This is a genomic window from Anabaena sp. WFMT, from assembly GCF_051781005.1.
Taxonomy (GTDB): Bacteria; Cyanobacteriota; Cyanobacteriia; order Cyanobacteriales; family Nostocaceae; genus Anabaena.
This window is the reverse complement of sequence record NZ_JBPWOA010000020.1, coordinates 174,739-191,279: the sequence shown is the minus strand read 5'-3', so window position 1 is coordinate 191,279 and position 16,541 is coordinate 174,739. Positions and strand designations below refer to the sequence as shown.

Sequence of the window (16,541 nt, the reverse complement as noted above, 5' to 3'; positions counted from 1 at the left end):
CGCGCAGAATCATTGATTTTATATATTACACTTAATCACTCGCGCTACTAAATAATAAAACCGCCTTTCTACTCCATCTAATAAAAACCACCCATAACGACCCCACCATGAATCAAACCAAAAAATTCCACTTGGTAAATGGGCTTCTGGTGCTGTAATATCAAAGGTCAAATCATCATAATACATCCACTTTTTATCTTTCTTCCAACCAACTTTATCACCAATAGCATCCCAAACTTCTCGGTGAAATTTTCTAGTTCCTCGCAGACTTTGATAAATACGTCTTTGCACAGAAAACCCAAACCTGCCATTACTATATTTCACCCACAATTGGTCAAGAGTACGTATATCTTGACAAGGGAAATTATAAATATCTTTTTCACTTAACCAACCGTCATTTTCTCTTCCTACTACGGCTAACATTACTCGTGTTGTTTCTTCATCTGCTTCTTTCCATTTCCCAGATGCAAGTAATTCCCGTAATCGAGTGTAGTCCATTCCCACTACTGAAATTAGTTTTTCCTCTATCTCTTGAGAAGGTAACATACTAGCTAGACCTAGTAATTCTCTAAACTCAAATACCGACTGAGGACGATTTTCTGGTTCCAAAGCCATTCCCTGAAGAATCGCATCATTTACTCTATCGCTAATTTGTGAATTAAATTGCTTTGGTGGTGGTAAAGTATTATTTTTGTTTCTATATTCAGCAGGTATAGGTACTTTTTTAGTCAGTAAAGTATAGAGGGTAGCAGCTAAGGCATAAACATCGGTATAAGCACCAAAATTACCTCTTTTTTGATATTGTTCAATTGGTGCATAACCATCGGTTCTCTCATTAGTCATACTTTTGATTTGACCGTTGCTATACTCTCTGGCTAACCCAAAATCTATTAACACTACTTCTAATTTTCCCCGACGTAATAAGATATTACTAGGTTTGATATCTCGATGTAAAAATCCTTGGTGATGAATATATTCTAAAGCTTGTGCAATTTGATCAATATATAGTAGTGCTTCTTCTTCTGCTAACACTCCATTATCATTAATATATTCTGCTAAATCTTCTCCATCTATATATTCCATGATCATGCACCAAAGTCCATCTTCTTGGATCACTTCATAGACTTTGACAATATGAGGATGAGAACATCTTGCTAACCGAACTGCTTCATTGACAAACTTTACCTGTAGCTGTTTAAAATCTACTTTATTTTGTTGAATATAATTGAGAGCTTTGAGAACAAATAATTTAGATGTAGCTTTTTCTCTGATGCTATAAGTGACTCCAAAGCCACCGCTACGCATCACTCTTTGGATAATAAATCTACCATTATTTAGATGTTGATTGGGCTGCCAAAGTTTCATTTATGTCTTATTGAACAATATTTGTGAGTTAACCTATTTCTACAAGGGAGGAGGACTAGTTTTGGGTTTGCTTGATTGGGAAGATGATAACTAGAGTGAAAAAGATAAGGTTGGGAAATCTTATACTAATTCTGTCACAAAATTTACTTATTGTTTCTAAAGCAAAAACAGATCCAGGTTTGAATCTATAAGTTAGTCGTATCCTTTTATACTAATCTATCAAGGACTAAGGGATCACCAAAAAATAAATTACCCAATTTTGTGGGATGGGCATCCTGCCCGTCCTTGATGATTTGCGGGCAAGATGCCCGCACCACAAGAAATTTTTGGGTATTTTTTTAATTGGAAGTCCCTAAGTTTATTTGTAGTGAATAGGACTTACGCACTCAGCCAAGTTGAGAACGGTAGAATAGGTGTTTCAACTTCTGGAGAGATTCTTCGCTGCGCTCAGAATGACAGTTTTACATTTCAGTGCGTCAGTCCTGGTGAATTAACAGTTTTAACTTCTATCAATGTTTCATAAAACGTATTTTTTGTTTTTAGCGGATTTTTGTCACGCCTTGAAATGATGACAGTGTGGAATACCTCACCCATCTTATCGGTTAGCACACCTTATGGATAGTTTGCAAATTTTGTTTACATTTGTTATATTTATTTACATAAAGCAACACAAGTTAAAACACGAGGTTCCAGAATGACTATATTAATTGCGCTAATCGTTGTAGGTTGGGTAGCAGCTTCAGTTGTAGGTTCTCTGGCTTATTTTATGGGTGAGCAAACCAAGCCAATTCATGAACGTAACTGGCGTTCTGAGTCTTTTGAGCAGTTAGCGCAGTCTATCACTGGTGTGGAAATAGACTATAGTAATCGCACTCCTGCTTATGTAATGGATGCTTATGCAAGCCGCACTTTACCCCAATAGTAGTAAAGGCCACTGTAATAAAATGTCTACAAAATTAACCCCCAGTCATGGTGCTGGGGGTTTTGCTATTAGTATTTAACATACTATACTTATTTCTTAGCTGCGCTGCATCAAACTGCGATAGAAATAATAATCTTGTTGAAAGCTATTAACGCATTTGGGCGCTCAAGGATGCCTACCCTACAAAACTTATTTAGGTTATTACAGTTTAAGAGCAGAATAGCTTAACTACATTGGACGATAAGAGCGATAGTTAATATTGGGGAAAATATTATCCATTAACTCTACTTTTTCCAGCCAACCGCTATCAACTTTACCAACTTTCACATCTTCATACAGTTTATTAAACCGCATTAAGTGCGATCGCGTTCTTCTCACTGCATAAGGAACCATTGTTCCCGTCCGCATAATAAACGCCCAGTCTGAAGATTGTGCTAATAATAACTCCCGTGCTGCTTGGTTTAAAGCTTTCCACTGCAACTCATCCTCTGGTTCCAAGGTGGATATTTCTATCATCCGTTCCGCAGCTTTGTGTAAATGTGGGTAAACCCAGGCATTTGTCTCATTTAACCAATACTCATGAAACCCTTTATAACCCCAACTCGACTGAGCAGGACGACAAACCTGTTGAGTGGGATTAGCCCGCAAATAATCAGCTAAATGGGTCATTTCATAAGTTCCTTGGTCATACCAAGACTTACGGAACAGGTAATCAATAAACCAAGGGCCTTCATACCACCAATGGCCAAATAACTCTGCGTCATAAGGTGAAACAATAATTGGCGGGCGACCCATGATACCGTGTAAATGCTCAGATTGCCGTTCACGGTTATACATAAAATTAGCGGCGTGATCTGCCGCCTTTTCTTTAGCCCAATAAGGATCATAAAGTGCTTTATCAGAAAGACCTAAGCCACGTCCTGTAATTTTATGATACTTAATACCTGTATTTTTCCTCTGACCATTAGGCATGATGTAAGGCTTAATATACTCATATTCAGCTTCCCAGCCCAAATCTTTGTAAAATTCCCGATATTCAGCTGCACCAGGATAGCCGACTTCAGAAGACCATACCTGTTGAGACGATTCATGATCTCGACCAAAGGCTGCTACACCAGGCTCAGTGAAAATGGGGGCATAAGTACCGAAGCGAGGACGGGGACGGGCGTATAAAATACCATGTCCATCAGTGAGGAAATAACGCAAACCTGCGTCCGCCAACATTCGGTCTAAACCTTCATAGTAGGCGCATTCTGGCAACCAAATACCTCTGGGTGCTTTGCCAAAAGTTTCTTCGTAATGTTCACAAGCTACCTGAATTTGCGCCCATACAGCTTGGGGATACATTTTCATCAGCGGTAAATACCCGTGAGTAGCACCGCAAGTGATAATTTCTAGGTTATTAGTATCTTGGAATCCTTTAAAAGCTGTTACTAAATCACCACCATAGCGTTCCCATAGCTCACGCGCTTCGTTGAACTCAGCTGCGTAATGTTCAGCTAAATAACGAAGATGACCGTTTTGGACATTGCGCTCGGCTTCTAGTTCTATAAGTTCTTCTAGTTGAGCTAAATGTGCGTCATAGCGTTCTTGTAGCAGAGGATCACGTAGCATTGACACGAGGGGAGGTGTCATACTCATCGTGATTTTAAAGTCGATACCGTCTCGCTTTAAGCCTTCAAATACTTTCAATAAGGGGATATATGTTTCGGTGATGGCTTCATAGAGCCATTCTTCTTCCAGCACGTAGTCACTTTCTGGGTGACGAACGAAGGGTAAATGTGCGTGAAGTACAAGTGCAACGTAGCCTATAGCCATAATAATTCTGTGTGTTTCTGTAAATTGAAGGTCGGGAGATTTGGCTGAAATTAACAATATTTTAAGACTTTATTGGGCTCATTTTTGCAGGAGTTGAGGGAATAAAAAATTAAGTAGGTGTCCGTAAATATTTGTCTTAGGAGCAGGTAGGGGGCAGGGGAGAAATATCAATGACCAATTACAGTACTCAATACTCAATACTCGGTACTCGGTACTCGGTACTCGATACTCGGTACTCGATACTCGATACTCAGTACTCCTGACCAATCCCCTATTCCTCACTCTCTCGATATAACTCCTGTAAGTCCTGTAATTGAGTTTTGCGGGAAATGCGGCGATATTTTTTACTTTCTAGCTTTGGCTCGTACTGACTCTGACCTTTGCCTTTGGATTTTAACTTCAGACTAGATTCGGGGTCAGCTTGCTGCTTAAGATGGGTTTGACGAGCGATCGCTTGCTCTAAAAATTCTAAATAATGTGTATATCGTTCCCAGTCCTTACCCACAGCACAATCTGGCTCATCTCGATGGGTACAATCACTAAACCGACAACTACCAACTTCTAACCGTTTTCTGGCTTCTGGGAAATAGTAAATTAATTCTTCTGGGCTACAATCCAAATCAGGTTGGTTAAAACCGGGAGTATCAGCCAGCAAACCACCACTGGGCATTTCAAATAATTCTACATGACGGGTAGTATGGCGACCACGGGCTAATTTCCCAGAAACTTCTCCCACTCGCAGGTTGATATCGGGAATTAATCCATTAATCAAGCTTGATTTTCCCACACCGGAAGGCCCAGCAATCACAGTAATTTTATTGTTTAAATAGTTTGCTATGTGGTCAATATTAATTTGGTTTTGAACACTGATAAAAAGTGGTTGATAACCCCAAGCCAGTAAGCGATCGCTAATTTGCTGTTTTTCAAGAGGGGAAATTAGATCACATTTATTCAGGCACAGCAGCACATCAACGCCTGTAGACTCAGCTTTGATTAAAAATCTGCTCAATTGGACAGGTTCTAAAGGCGGATCAGCTACCGCAAATACCAGTAGGATTTGGTTAACATTAGCGATCGCTGGTCTGTCTAACTCACTTTGTCGGGGGAGAACATCACCAATAGCTCCCCGCCCTCCAGACCAATCAGGTTCTTCCACAATCACGCGATCGCCCACCATCACCTGTTGACCAATTTTTTTCAGGCGTGTTCTGCGTGTACAGAGGAGAATGGGAGAAGAAGGTGACAGTGAAGAAGAAATTTCTATTATTTCTGACTCCTGTAAGGGCGAAGCATTCGGGCGATCAATTATCAGTTTTTGCCAAAGGCTGTTTTCCGAATGCTTCGCCCCTACGACCACCTCATCCATCTGTACTCGATAAAAATTAGCCTGTACAGCTAACACCGTACCCCATAAATGTCCATTAGCAAGAGTTTCACCTTTCATTCGGCAACTACAGGACGGCGTACTAACAGAGAAAAATAGCCAGAACAATCCGTAATAGTTTCTACTTGAAAACCTGCCATTGTCAGGCTATCAGGAACTTGTTCAATTGGTTCTCCAGCATCTAACCAGACTTCCAACAAACCACCATCTGGCATTTGCTCCAAACGGAGTTTTGTCCGCACAAAATTAATCGGACAAGGAGTACCGCGCAAATCCAGTTGAGCATCAGGAGTTAACAGGGAAGATACACTCATTACTTAAATAGATTTCCCAAAAAACCTTGACCACCTTTACCAGTCCTATCTCCCTTAATTTTAGCCAGTTTCTCCAGTAGTTCTCTTTCCTCTGGGGTAATCTTATTGGGAATATCAATTAACACCGTTAGCATATGGTCTCCCCGACTCACAGGATTTCCCAAACGAGGAACACCGCGATTTTCCAGCTTCATCACCGTATTGGGTTGAGTTCCTGGGGGAATCATTAACTCCACAAGTCCATCTACAGTATTCACCTCCAAACGGCAGCCTAAAATTGCTTGCAGGTAGCTAAGTTTAATTTCCGAAATAACATTAATTCCATCGCGCTGGAATTCCTCATCTTCATTCACAAACAAATAGACATACAAATCTCCAGGTGGGCCTCCGCGTTGACCAGCATCACCTTCTTGGGAGATTCGCAAACGTGTGCCATTATCCACCCCAGCCGGAATAGTAATTTTCAATTTTTTTGTGACCTGATTTGCGCCTTTACCGTCGCAAGCATCACATTTATCTTCAACTACTGTTCCCGTTCCATTACAAGTAGGACAAGTCGAAACCTGGGTGAAGCTACCAAAAGGTGTTCTAGTCACACGTCTGACTTGACCAGAACCAGCACAAGTTGCACAAGTTCGGGGACGAGTTCCTGGTTTAGCACCAGAACCGCTACAAACCTCACAAGTTTCTAGATGAGAAATCCGAATTTCTTTTTCGCCACCAAATACCGCTTCCCGAAAATCTAACTTCAGGTCTAGGCGTAGATCATCACCCCGCACAGGTCCACTACGTCGTCTTTGCTGCTGGGTTGGACTACCCATTCCGCCAGCAAAGCCACTGAATATACTTTCAAAGATATCGGCAAAACCGCCCATATCCCCCATATCTTGGAAGCCAGCGCCAGCAGCAGCACCAGATACACCAGCTTCACCAAAACGGTTATAACGCTCGCGGGTTTCTGGCTCAGACAGCACTTCATAAGCGCGGTTGATTTCCTTGAACCGTTCTTCAGCACCAGGTTCTTTGTTCACATCTGGGTGATACTTCCGGGCTTGGCGGCGATAAGCCTGTTTAATTTCTTCTTTGTCGGCGTCACGAGAGACACCCAAAATTTCATAATAGTCGCGGGCCATAAAGCAAGGGTAAAAGTTTAGAAGTAAGAAAGCAGAAGTACTTAAAGGACTAAGGTCAAGGAATAGAGACAATACTTAATTTTTGTTAATAAAGCCACACAATTTTCACTGCATAAGGCTGTCTCTTTTACAATTGTGCTATTTAGACTGGTCAAACTAGTCTCAGCAGACAGAGGAACTAGCCGTACTATTTAGTGTGGAAAACCACCATATACTTTTAGTTGCATCTGTAATATGAGGAATTTTATTCCCCTACAATTTGCTTCTACAATTTAGCAAACCTTGGAGATATAAAACCATGTTGTCTTGATATTCAAAATTCTGGGAACTGGTAATTGGTAATAGAAAAAACTCTGATCCTTACCGTTTACCTATTCACTAGTCTATCGCTTCATAATCAGCGGAAGCAGTATTATCCTCGTCAAAATCAAAATTGAATTGTGGTATTGCCGTCTCAGTCATAGCACTTTCTTCTACTAAAGTTACGGAAATATCAGTATGCTCTTTTTCCTCTTCCTGTGATTCCGGTGGTGTGTCTGTTGAGCTATTAGCTCGTTTATAAACATCTGCACCGATCGCAAACAGAGTTTGTTTAAATTCCTCTAATATCGGACTAAAGGTAACTGCGGTGATAGCAGGATCACTCATGGCCACTTGGAGTTTGGTAAATTTCTCCTGTGCCGAAGCTTTAACTTTTTCACCAATTAAGTCACTATTCTCCTTTAACGTAGACGTGTAACTTGCCAACAGGTTATCTGCTTGGTTTTTTAGTTCAATCAGTTCTTTACGTTTTTTGTCTTCTTCGGCAAATAACTCAGCTTGTTGCCGCATTCTTTCGACTTCGGTTTGACTTAAACCACCTGTATTAGTAATGCGAATACTTTGTTCTCTGCCTGTACCCTTGTCTTGAGCAGCAACTTTGAGAATGCCGTTGACATCTATGTCAAAAGCTACCTCAATTTGTGGTACACCACGAGGAGCAGGGGGAATACCGGCTAAGAGAAACTTACCAAGAGTTTTGTTATCTCGCGCCATCGCTCGTTCTCCTTGAAGAACGTGTATTTCCACGGAATTTTGTCCATCAACAGCTGTAGAAAATACTTGGGATTTACTAGTGGGAATGGTGGTATTACGTTCAATGATTTTAGTGAATACTTCCCCAAGGGTTTCTAGTCCTAAAGATAGGGGAGTGACATCTAAAAGTAACAGGGTATCGACTTCTCCACCCAGAACTCCCGCTTGAACGGCTGCACCTAGTGCTACAGCTTCATCAGGGTTGACAGAGCGATCAGGTGTTTTGCCATTGTAGAACTTGATCACAGCATTGAGAACTGCGGGAATGCGGGTAGAACCACCAACTAAGATAATGCGATCGATATCTTGTGGTTTGAGGTCTGCATCTTTAAGAGCCTGGATCATTGGTTCGATGGTAGCTGCAATTAAATGTGCTGTGAGTTCTTCAAATTTAGAACGACTCAGTTCCATCTCCAGATGCTTAGGCCCTGTTTCATCAGCGGTGATAAATGGCAAGTTAATAGAGGTATTGACCATGCTGGAAAGTTCAATTTTTGCCTTTTCCGCTGCCTCTCGCAAACGTTGCAGTGCCATTTTATCTTTAGCAATGTCGATCTTCTCTTGTTGTTTAAATTGCTCTACCATCCAGAGGACGAGGCAATTGTCAAAGTCATCTCCACCTAGTTGATTGTTACCACTAGTGGCTTTAACTTCAAAAACGCCATCTCCCAGTTGCAAGATAGAGACATCAAAAGTTCCACCTCCCAAGTCAAATACTAAAATCAGTTGTTCTTGGTCTTGTTTGTCTAAACCAAAAGCTAAAGCTGCTGCGGTTGGTTCGTTGATAATCCGCAAGACTTCTAAACCAGCAATTGTGCCAGCATCTTTAGTTGCTTGTCTTTGGGCATCTGTAAAATATGCTGGTACGGTAATCACGGCTTGAGTGACTTCTTCACCCAAAAAATTTTCCGCCTCCTGTTTGAGTTTTTGCAGGATCATGGAAGATATCTCTTGGGGTGTGTAATTACGCCCGCGAATCTGCACGTCAACGGTATCGTCTCGACCTTTGACACAGTTATAGGGTACGCGATCGCGTTCTAATCCAGTATCATCCCAACGGCGACCGATAAACCTTTTGATACTATAAATTGTATTCTCAGCATTAGTAATGGATTGCCGTTTAGCGAGCTGACCAACTAAAAGATCCCCGCTCTTGCCAAATCCGACAATGCTAGGAGTAGTGCGTCCCCCTTCGGAATTAGCAATCACTACCGGTTGCCCACCTTCGACAATAGCAACGCAACTATTAGTAGTGCCTAAGTCGATCCCAATAACTTTTCCCATACTGACAGTATTCTTGGTAGAGTGCTTTTACCGTGATTTTTCGCCGACTATCGTTTTTACTCAGGGCTGGAAGCTCAAGGTATTTCTGTGTAAATTTTAGCTGCTACTGAAGTAAAAATACAGTGAGCTATGTTGATAGCTGCAACCGAGTCTTGGATGAGAAACACTGCCGGAGGGGGCTGCTTAACCCAAAAAAAGGTCAACAGCCCTCTTTTCTCCAGAAACGCGATTCTAACTCTTGTGAGAATCTAGAACTTTTCAGTCAGCACGACGAGCGAATAAAGTTTAACTATTTTCTTGACTCGATTCATCTTCTTGCTCTGTAGGTGTATCTTCTGTAGGAGCTGCCACTTTCACCATTGCATGGCGCAGTACACGTTCTCCCAAATAATACCCGCGTACTAACTCCTCTAATACTGTACCTTCTGGATGTTCATTTGTAGGTTCCCGCATTACTGCTTCATGCAGATTAGGATCAAATTCTTGACCTTCCGGTCGCATTGGTGACACACCTATTCGCTTGAGACAATCCACTAATTGTTTATAAACCCCTTGATAACTTTTGTGAATTGTCATCTCACCTTCTGATTGCGGTTTGAGATGCGCTCGCGCCCGCTCAAAATTGTCAACAACAGGCAACAATTCCATAATCGTATTCCGCTTGATCTGCATCTCCATCTCTTCTTTTTCTTTGGAGGTGCGTTTGCGGTAATTTTCAAAATCTGCGGCAATCCGCATATATTGATTACTGCGATCTTCTAGTTGTGTTTTCATCGACTCAAGTTGTTGAGCCAATTCTGCCAAAGCTGCCGTATCTACTTCTGTTTTGTCTGTCGCATCGACATTATTTTCTTCTGCGAGTGTGGGTTCTGCCGCTATATTATTTTGGACTGCCATTTGCTCAGTCACATCGCTGCCAGATTCGTTAGAGTTAATTTCGGCTGGGGAGTCGCTCTTCATTGCTTGCTTTACCTCTATTGGTTGACCCAATTGCTGGTTTGTATTGTTTACTTGTTTATTTTCTTCTATCATTGTCTACTCATCCCAGATGCTTTTTACGGCAGAGCGTCAAGCAATTGTGGATTGCGGATTGTGGATTCCAGATTTAGTCTCTATCTAAAGACATAGATTTGGTTTTTGATTTCAGAATTTTTGGTTTTATTCCATAGTTGAAACTGCCGTGACGCTGTAATGAGCTTTGAGATTTTGTCTTCTTAATCTAAAGTCTGGGTGACACATCTTGCAACCGCTACTGTTTATGACTGACAACAGTGGCTGATTTAATCACCGAATTTTCCTAGAAGTGATGTCACTATTATCTTATTGTGACAAATGGTAAACAAATGAGCGGCAATTAATTGCCTGCGTCCCTGATCATAAGTCAGTTTTTTAACTAATTACAAGCATGGTAAGCTAAAAGCCCCCAGGACTTATGCAACTGGCATACAAGCAGGTGTGTCAGATGTCCAAAATCTGTTGATACTATACTGCAAATGAGTGAAACTTGGACTTATGTCGTACTGTATCCCTGAAGGGAGCGTTAGCCATACGTAACGTAGAGCAGGGAAGTATCTCGAAGATTCTAGAGCCTACGGCTCCCGTCAGGGATACACTTCGTATGGCTATAGCTTGCGTGACGACGCAGGAGTCATACGCCACGCTCCGCGATCAGAATGACACTTTTAAACCGTTTTTAGTATCACCAATTTATTAGACATAGGAGTGAAAAAGATTGTAGAGACGTTATATGGATCTTCTCTACAAGGGTTTCAAGTCACGCACATTTAATTCTCACTCCTATGTCTATTCGGTCTGACGCATCCTACAAGAGAGATTGAGCTTGATACGCAGTTTTGGTTCTAGCCACGAAGAAAAAGGCGCACCAGTACCTAGAAACGTGCTGGAAAAAAAATTTTTAAGAAGAAAAATTTTAAACTGAAATTAATACAGCCGCTATGAGAATAATTGACTACAGTGTGGGAATACTTAAATAAGAGGTTTCCCTGCGAGATTGCTTATGACTTACTCGTCACCACAACGGCGTAGCACCGCTCTAACGACAAGAACAGAGTTTTCGCCCTTCGGCAACAAACTAGTACAATCTGGCTATATCAACAGTGAGCAGATGAAGCAGGCGCTGATTGAAAGCCGCAAGTCTGGCAAAATGTTGACAGATGTACTGGAGTCAATCACTGGGCAACAACTATCACCTGAATTTCTCAGGGAATACAAAAAACAACATTTATTTGAACTAAAAATACTATATGGCGTTGAATTCCTAGATCCTGAAGTTAATCAAATTGGCGAACTGATGGTGAGTCAATTGATTGAAACCCTGATTCCAGTGGATATCTGTCGTCGTCATCGTCTAGTGCCTCTGTCGAGACACGATGAAAAAACCCCACCTTATGTGTTGGTGGCAATGGTTGATCCGGATAATCTAGAGGCATCTGATGACCTCAACCGGATTTTGCGTAACCAAAATTTGTCCTTACAGAGGATGGTAATTACTCAGGAAGATTACCAACAACTGATTAACCAATACTTAGATGAGTTTGCTGTTAAACAAAAGCAACTCGAACAAGAAAAGTTTACAGATGTTGGTCAAGATTTAGTAGATATCGAAAATCTGAATGATGAAGAAGTCGCTGAGGATAAGGATGCGGACATAAACGCATCAATTAAGGATGCCGAAGATGCACCTATTATCAAACTTGTCAACAGAATTCTGTTTAAAGCTTTGCATGAAGGGGTTTCGGATATTCACATCGAACCACAAGAGGAAAACTTAAGAATTCGGTTCCGTAAAGATGGGGTGTTGCGTGAAGCTTTTCCCGCTATGCCCAAAAAAATTATTTTGGCGGTGACAGCCCGATTTAAAATCATTGCTAATTTAGATATCGCTGAGAGACGCTTACCCCAAGATGGACGCATTCGCAGATTGTTTGAAGGGAGGAAAGTAGACTTCCGCGTCAATACCTTACCCAGTCGCTATGGGGAAAAGGTGGTGCTACGGATTTTGGATAACTCATCGACTCAACTGGGATTGGATAAGTTAATTACCGATCCAGAGACTTTGCATATTGTCCAGGATATGGTCAGTAGGCCTTTCGGGTTGATTTTGGTGACGGGACCGACTGGTTCTGGTAAAACGACTTCGTTGTATTCAGCATTGGCAGAAAAGAATGATCCGGGGATTAATATCAGTACTGTAGAAGACCCGATTGAGTACAGTTTGCCGGGGATTACGCAAGTACAGGTAATACGAGAAAAAGGACTGGATTTTTCGACAGCTTTAAGAGCCTTCTTACGACAAGATCCTGATGTGTTATTGGTGGGTGAAACACGGGATAAAGAAACGGCGAAAACAGCGATTGAGGCGGCTTTGACAGGTCACTTGGTTTTAACTACCTTACACACAAATGATGCTCCTGGTGCGATCGCTCGTTTGGGAGAAATGGAAATTGAACCATTCATGGTTTCCAGTTCCCTGATTGGTGTTTTAGCACAACGTCTAGTCCGTCGCGTCTGTTCAGAGTGTCGGATTCCCTATACTCCCAGTACCGAAGAACTCGCTCGTTACGGGTTATCAGCTTCTACAGATGTGGGCATCACCTTCTATAAAGCTAACTCACTGCTTCCAGAAGCGATCGCAGAAGCTCAAACCAAAAATCAGCTTTGCCAAAAATGTAATGGCGTTGGCTATAAGGGACGTGTTGGTGTTTATGAAGTCATGCGGATCACCGAAACTCTTCAAACTCTCATCAACGAAGACGCACCCACAGAACGCATTAAGGAAGTAGCAGTAGAAGAAGGTATGAAAACCTTACTCGCTTACAGCCTCGATTTAGTCCGTCAAGGTGCCACCACACTAGAAGAAGTTGATCGAGTGACATTTACTGATACAGGTTTGGAAGCTGAATTGAAAGCAAAACGCAAGAGCGGTCTAACCTGTAAAGCTTGTGATGCCACATTACAACAAGAATGGCTAGATTGTCCTTACTGTATGACACCTCGTTTTCAAGATTAGTGACAGGAGTCAGGAGGAAAGATATAGTCTCAAAACCTTTGATTTCTTGGCATTAATTTACTTAGTCTTTGAATTTTGAATTTTGAATTTTAAATTGGAGCAAAACTATGGAAATGATGATTGAAGACTTGATGGAGCAGCTAATTGATATGGGTGGTTCGGATCTGCACTTATCAGCAGGTTTGCCTCCCTACTTCCGCGTCAGCGGTCATCTGACTCCCATTGGAGATCACATACTAACCGCAGATGAATGCCAAAGACTGATTTTTAGTATGCTCAACAACACCCAGCGAAAAACCTTAGAACAAACCTGGGAATTGGATTGTTCCTATGGTGTCAAAGGATTAGCTCGCTTCCGGGTGAATGTCTACAAAGAACGTGGTGCTTATGCAGCTTGTTTACGAGCATTAAGTTCTAAAATTCCTAACTTTGAAAAATTAGGTCTACCAGATATTGTCCGGGAAATGTCTGAAAAGCCTAGAGGATTAATTCTCGTCACCGGGCCTACAGGTTCCGGTAAGACTACTACTCTAGCTGCAATGATTGACCTAATTAATCGCACCAGAGCAGAACATATATTAACAGTAGAAGACCCTGTAGAATTTGTTTACGAACCAGTTAAAAGCTTAGTTCACCAACGCCAACTAGGTGAAGATACTAAAAGCTTTGCTAATGCCTTAAAAGCTGCTTTGCGGGAAGATCCAGATATTATTCTGGTAGGGGAAATGCGTGATTTGGAAACAATTTCTTTGGCCATTTCCGCAGCAGAAACCGGACACTTGGTATTTGGAACACTGCACACCAGTTCAGCCGCACAAACCGTTGACCGGATGATTGACGTTTTCCCTCATGAAAGACAAACCCAAGTGCGGGTACAGTTGTCCAACTCTTTAGTAGCAGTCTTTAGCCAAACTTTAGTACCCAAGAAAAATCCTAAGCCTGGTGAATATGGTCGAATCATGGCTCAGGAAATTATGATTATTACTCCTGCTATTTCCAACCTAATTCGTGAAGGTAAAACTGCACAAATTTATTCAGCTATCCAAACTGGCGGTAAATTGGGAATGCAAACTCTAGAAAAAGTCTTAGCTGATTTATACAAAACTGGAGCTATCTCCTTTGAAGCAGCTATGTCTAAAACTTCTAAACCCGATGAAGTTCAACGTCTCATTGGTACAACAGCACCACCACCAGCAGCAGGTGCAAAACCTGGTACAGCTGCTAGAACTCGTTAACATTGGTGACTGGGGATTGGGGACTGGGAGCAGAAAGCAGAAGAAAGTGTACCAATCACCAATTACCAATTACCAATTACCAATTACCAATCACCAATCACCAATCACCAAATTTATGCCAACTTATCTTGCCCGTATTCGCGACTCCGAAGGAAAATCTCGCACAGAGAAATTTGTTGCTGATTCCTTAACAGATGCTCGAACTGACCTCAGAAATAAAGGTTTTGTTGTCCAAGAATTAAAAGAATCTCAAAGCTTGGCTTCAATCCTTGATTTCAAAAAATTTCAGAATTCTTTGGTGAAGGTTTCTGTTAAAGACAAAGCCGTTTTTTCCCGTCAATTCGCTGCTTTGGTAAATGCAGGTGTAGCAATTGTCAGAGGATTAGGAGTACTTTCTGAACAGTGTAGTAATCCTAAACTTAAACAAGCTCTGATTGAGATTTGCGCCGATGTTCAAACTGGAGTTAATCTTTCAGATTCCATGCGTAAACATCCTGACTGTTTTGATGGTTTGTATGTCAGTATGGTTCAAGCAGGAGAAGTAGGCGGTGTACTTGATGAAGTATTAAATCGCCTAGCCAAATTATTAGAAGATGTAGCTCGATTACAAAACCAAATTAAATCAGCACTTTCTTATCCTGTAGTGGTAGGTTTTTTAGCCACTGCTATCTTTGTGGGTATGACTGTTTTTCTGATTCCTATTTTTGCCAACATTTTTGAAGATATAGGAGTAGAATTACCTCCATTAACACAATTTTTGATGACCTGTAGTAAAATACTGCGAAGTTGGTGGTCTTTAGCGATCATCGGTGCTTTTATGGCATTATCGTTTGTTTATAAACAGTATTACAAAACCCGTGTTGGCAAAGAAAATATTGACCGTCTTTCTTTAAAAGTACCTTTGTTTGGTGACTTGATTCAAAAATCTTCAGTAGCTCGTTTTAGTCGGACTTTTGGTTCTCTAACTCGTTCAGGAGTACCAATTCTAACTTGCTTGGAAATCGTGCGGGATACATCAGGAAATCAAGTGGTTGCTAATGCCATAGATGCAGCCCGTTTAGATGTTCAACAAGGAGGTATGATTAGTACTGCCTTGCAAAAAGATGCAGTTTTTCCCGCTATGGCAATTCAGATGATGAGTATCGGAGAAGAAACTGGGGAATTAGATGCTATGTTGATGAAAGTTGCCGATTTTTATGAAGATGAAGTAGAACAAGCAGTTAAAGCACTAACCAGCGTGTTGGAACCTCTAATGATTGTAGTTCTTGGGGGTATGGTTGGTACAATTTTGTTAGCAATGTATCTGCCTATGTTTAAGGTATTTGAAACCCTGGGCTAAGAAGTCAGTTATCAGTGAACAGGAAACAAACTGATAACTGAAATAATTGATAACTGAAATAACTAAAAAATTATGTCTGTACAAAAATCTTTTTATGAAGGTAGTCTAGCGGAGTATAGTAATCATGTAGCTGCGATCGCACTCCTGAAACAACACCGTCCCTATTTAGAGATGATTCCGAGTCTGCGTCGTCCTTCTGAAAGTGTCATCACTATCCCTTTACCCATAGTCCGTCTCCGTGATATCGAGACTAAAACCTCACAGACTTTATGTTTACCCTGTGATATCGCCATTTTGATGTGTGACCCAGAATGGAAAATCAAAACCGGCGCTGAGATTTTACTATTCATTCATCGTCCTCACGAGGATTTTTCCGACTTATTGAGACGTTGGCGACAATCTCAAGTTTGGTTAGACAAGGACTATGAATGGTTAATGCACCCCCGTCACAGTCATATTTTAAGTGATGGTGCTAATACTATTTATCCTCTGTTTGTGATTTTCAATGAGACATCAGAACGCATTCAAAGAGGTTTGGTGGGTGCTGAACTGCCTTTTGTAATTCAAGCACCACCAGTTTTAGTTGAGGAAGAGGCTATAGAGTCCTATTCTTCTGAAACTCCTTAAACTAGGTAACAGGTAA

The 16,541-nt window shown here is 41.3% G+C and carries 12 protein-coding genes; 5 read left to right on the top strand and 7 right to left on the bottom strand.

Annotated elements, in window-relative coordinates; all coding sequences use genetic code 11:
• Positions 1-18: 18 nt before the first annotated feature.
• Positions 19-1,365 carry a protein kinase domain-containing protein gene (locus ACSQ6I_RS13605; RefSeq protein ID WP_438890839.1) on the bottom strand — a complete coding sequence of 449 codons (1,347 nt, stop codon included), beginning with the start codon at positions 1,363-1,365 and terminating at the stop codon, positions 19-21.
• A 694-nt stretch (positions 1,366-2,059) separates the two neighbouring features.
• Here ACSQ6I_RS13605 and ACSQ6I_RS13600 point away from each other — a divergent pair.
• A complete protein-coding gene (locus ACSQ6I_RS13600) occupies positions 2,060-2,287 on the top strand; it encodes a photosystem II protein, Psb35-related (RefSeq protein ID WP_438890838.1) in 228 nt (75 codons plus the stop codon).
• A 228-nt stretch (positions 2,288-2,515) separates the two neighbouring features.
• Here the strand turns inward: ACSQ6I_RS13600 and ACSQ6I_RS13595 are convergent, their stop codons facing one another.
• From ACSQ6I_RS13595 to grpE, 6 genes are all read right to left on the bottom strand, one after another.
• On the bottom strand, positions 2,516-4,105 hold the full coding sequence (locus ACSQ6I_RS13595) for a glycoside hydrolase family 57 protein (protein WP_438890837.1): 1,590 nt from the start codon (positions 4,103-4,105) through the stop codon (positions 2,516-2,518).
• Positions 4,106-4,376: 271 nt separating this feature from the next.
• Complete coding sequence (gene rsgA, locus ACSQ6I_RS13590; protein WP_438890836.1) at positions 4,377-5,549, bottom strand: small ribosomal subunit biogenesis GTPase RsgA; 1,173 nt, start codon at positions 5,547-5,549, stop codon at positions 4,377-4,379.
• Positions 5,546-5,803, bottom strand: a complete 258-nt coding sequence (locus ACSQ6I_RS13585; protein ID WP_015216333.1) for a sulfurtransferase TusA family protein — start codon at positions 5,801-5,803, stop codon at positions 5,546-5,548. The genes rsgA and ACSQ6I_RS13585 overlap by 4 nt, the downstream gene beginning before the upstream one ends.
• A complete protein-coding gene (dnaJ, locus tag ACSQ6I_RS13580; RefSeq protein ID WP_438890835.1) occupies positions 5,803-6,936 on the bottom strand; it encodes a molecular chaperone DnaJ in 1,134 nt (377 codons plus the stop codon). Before dnaJ ends, ACSQ6I_RS13585 begins: the two co-directional genes overlap by 1 nt.
• Positions 6,937-7,314: 378 nt before the next feature.
• Positions 7,315-9,294 carry a molecular chaperone DnaK gene (gene dnaK / locus ACSQ6I_RS13575; RefSeq protein ID WP_438890834.1) on the bottom strand — a complete coding sequence of 660 codons (1,980 nt, stop codon included), beginning with the start codon at positions 9,292-9,294 and terminating at the stop codon, positions 7,315-7,317.
• Positions 9,295-9,579: 285 nt separating this feature from the next.
• Positions 9,580-10,326 (bottom strand): nucleotide exchange factor GrpE, encoded by a 747-nt coding sequence (gene grpE, locus ACSQ6I_RS13570; protein ID WP_438890833.1) that lies wholly within the window; start codon positions 10,324-10,326, stop codon positions 9,580-9,582.
• Positions 10,327-11,311: 985 nt separating this feature from the next.
• Here grpE and ACSQ6I_RS13565 point away from each other — a divergent pair.
• From ACSQ6I_RS13565 to ACSQ6I_RS13550, 4 genes are all read left to right on the top strand, one after another.
• A complete protein-coding gene (locus ACSQ6I_RS13565) occupies positions 11,312-13,324 on the top strand; it encodes a GspE/PulE family protein (RefSeq protein ID WP_438890832.1) in 2,013 nt (670 codons plus the stop codon).
• A 107-nt stretch (positions 13,325-13,431) separates the two neighbouring features.
• Complete coding sequence (locus ACSQ6I_RS13560) at positions 13,432-14,559, top strand: type IV pilus twitching motility protein PilT (RefSeq protein WP_438890831.1); 1,128 nt, start codon at positions 13,432-13,434, stop codon at positions 14,557-14,559.
• Between the two features lie 115 nt (positions 14,560-14,674).
• Positions 14,675-15,898: a type II secretion system F family protein gene (locus tag ACSQ6I_RS13555; protein WP_438890861.1), complete on the top strand. Its 1,224-nt coding sequence runs from the start codon at positions 14,675-14,677 to the stop codon at positions 15,896-15,898.
• Between the two features lie 72 nt (positions 15,899-15,970).
• Complete coding sequence (locus ACSQ6I_RS13550) at positions 15,971-16,525, top strand: hypothetical protein (protein WP_438890830.1); 555 nt, start codon at positions 15,971-15,973, stop codon at positions 16,523-16,525.
• Positions 16,526-16,541: the final 16 nt, after the last annotated feature.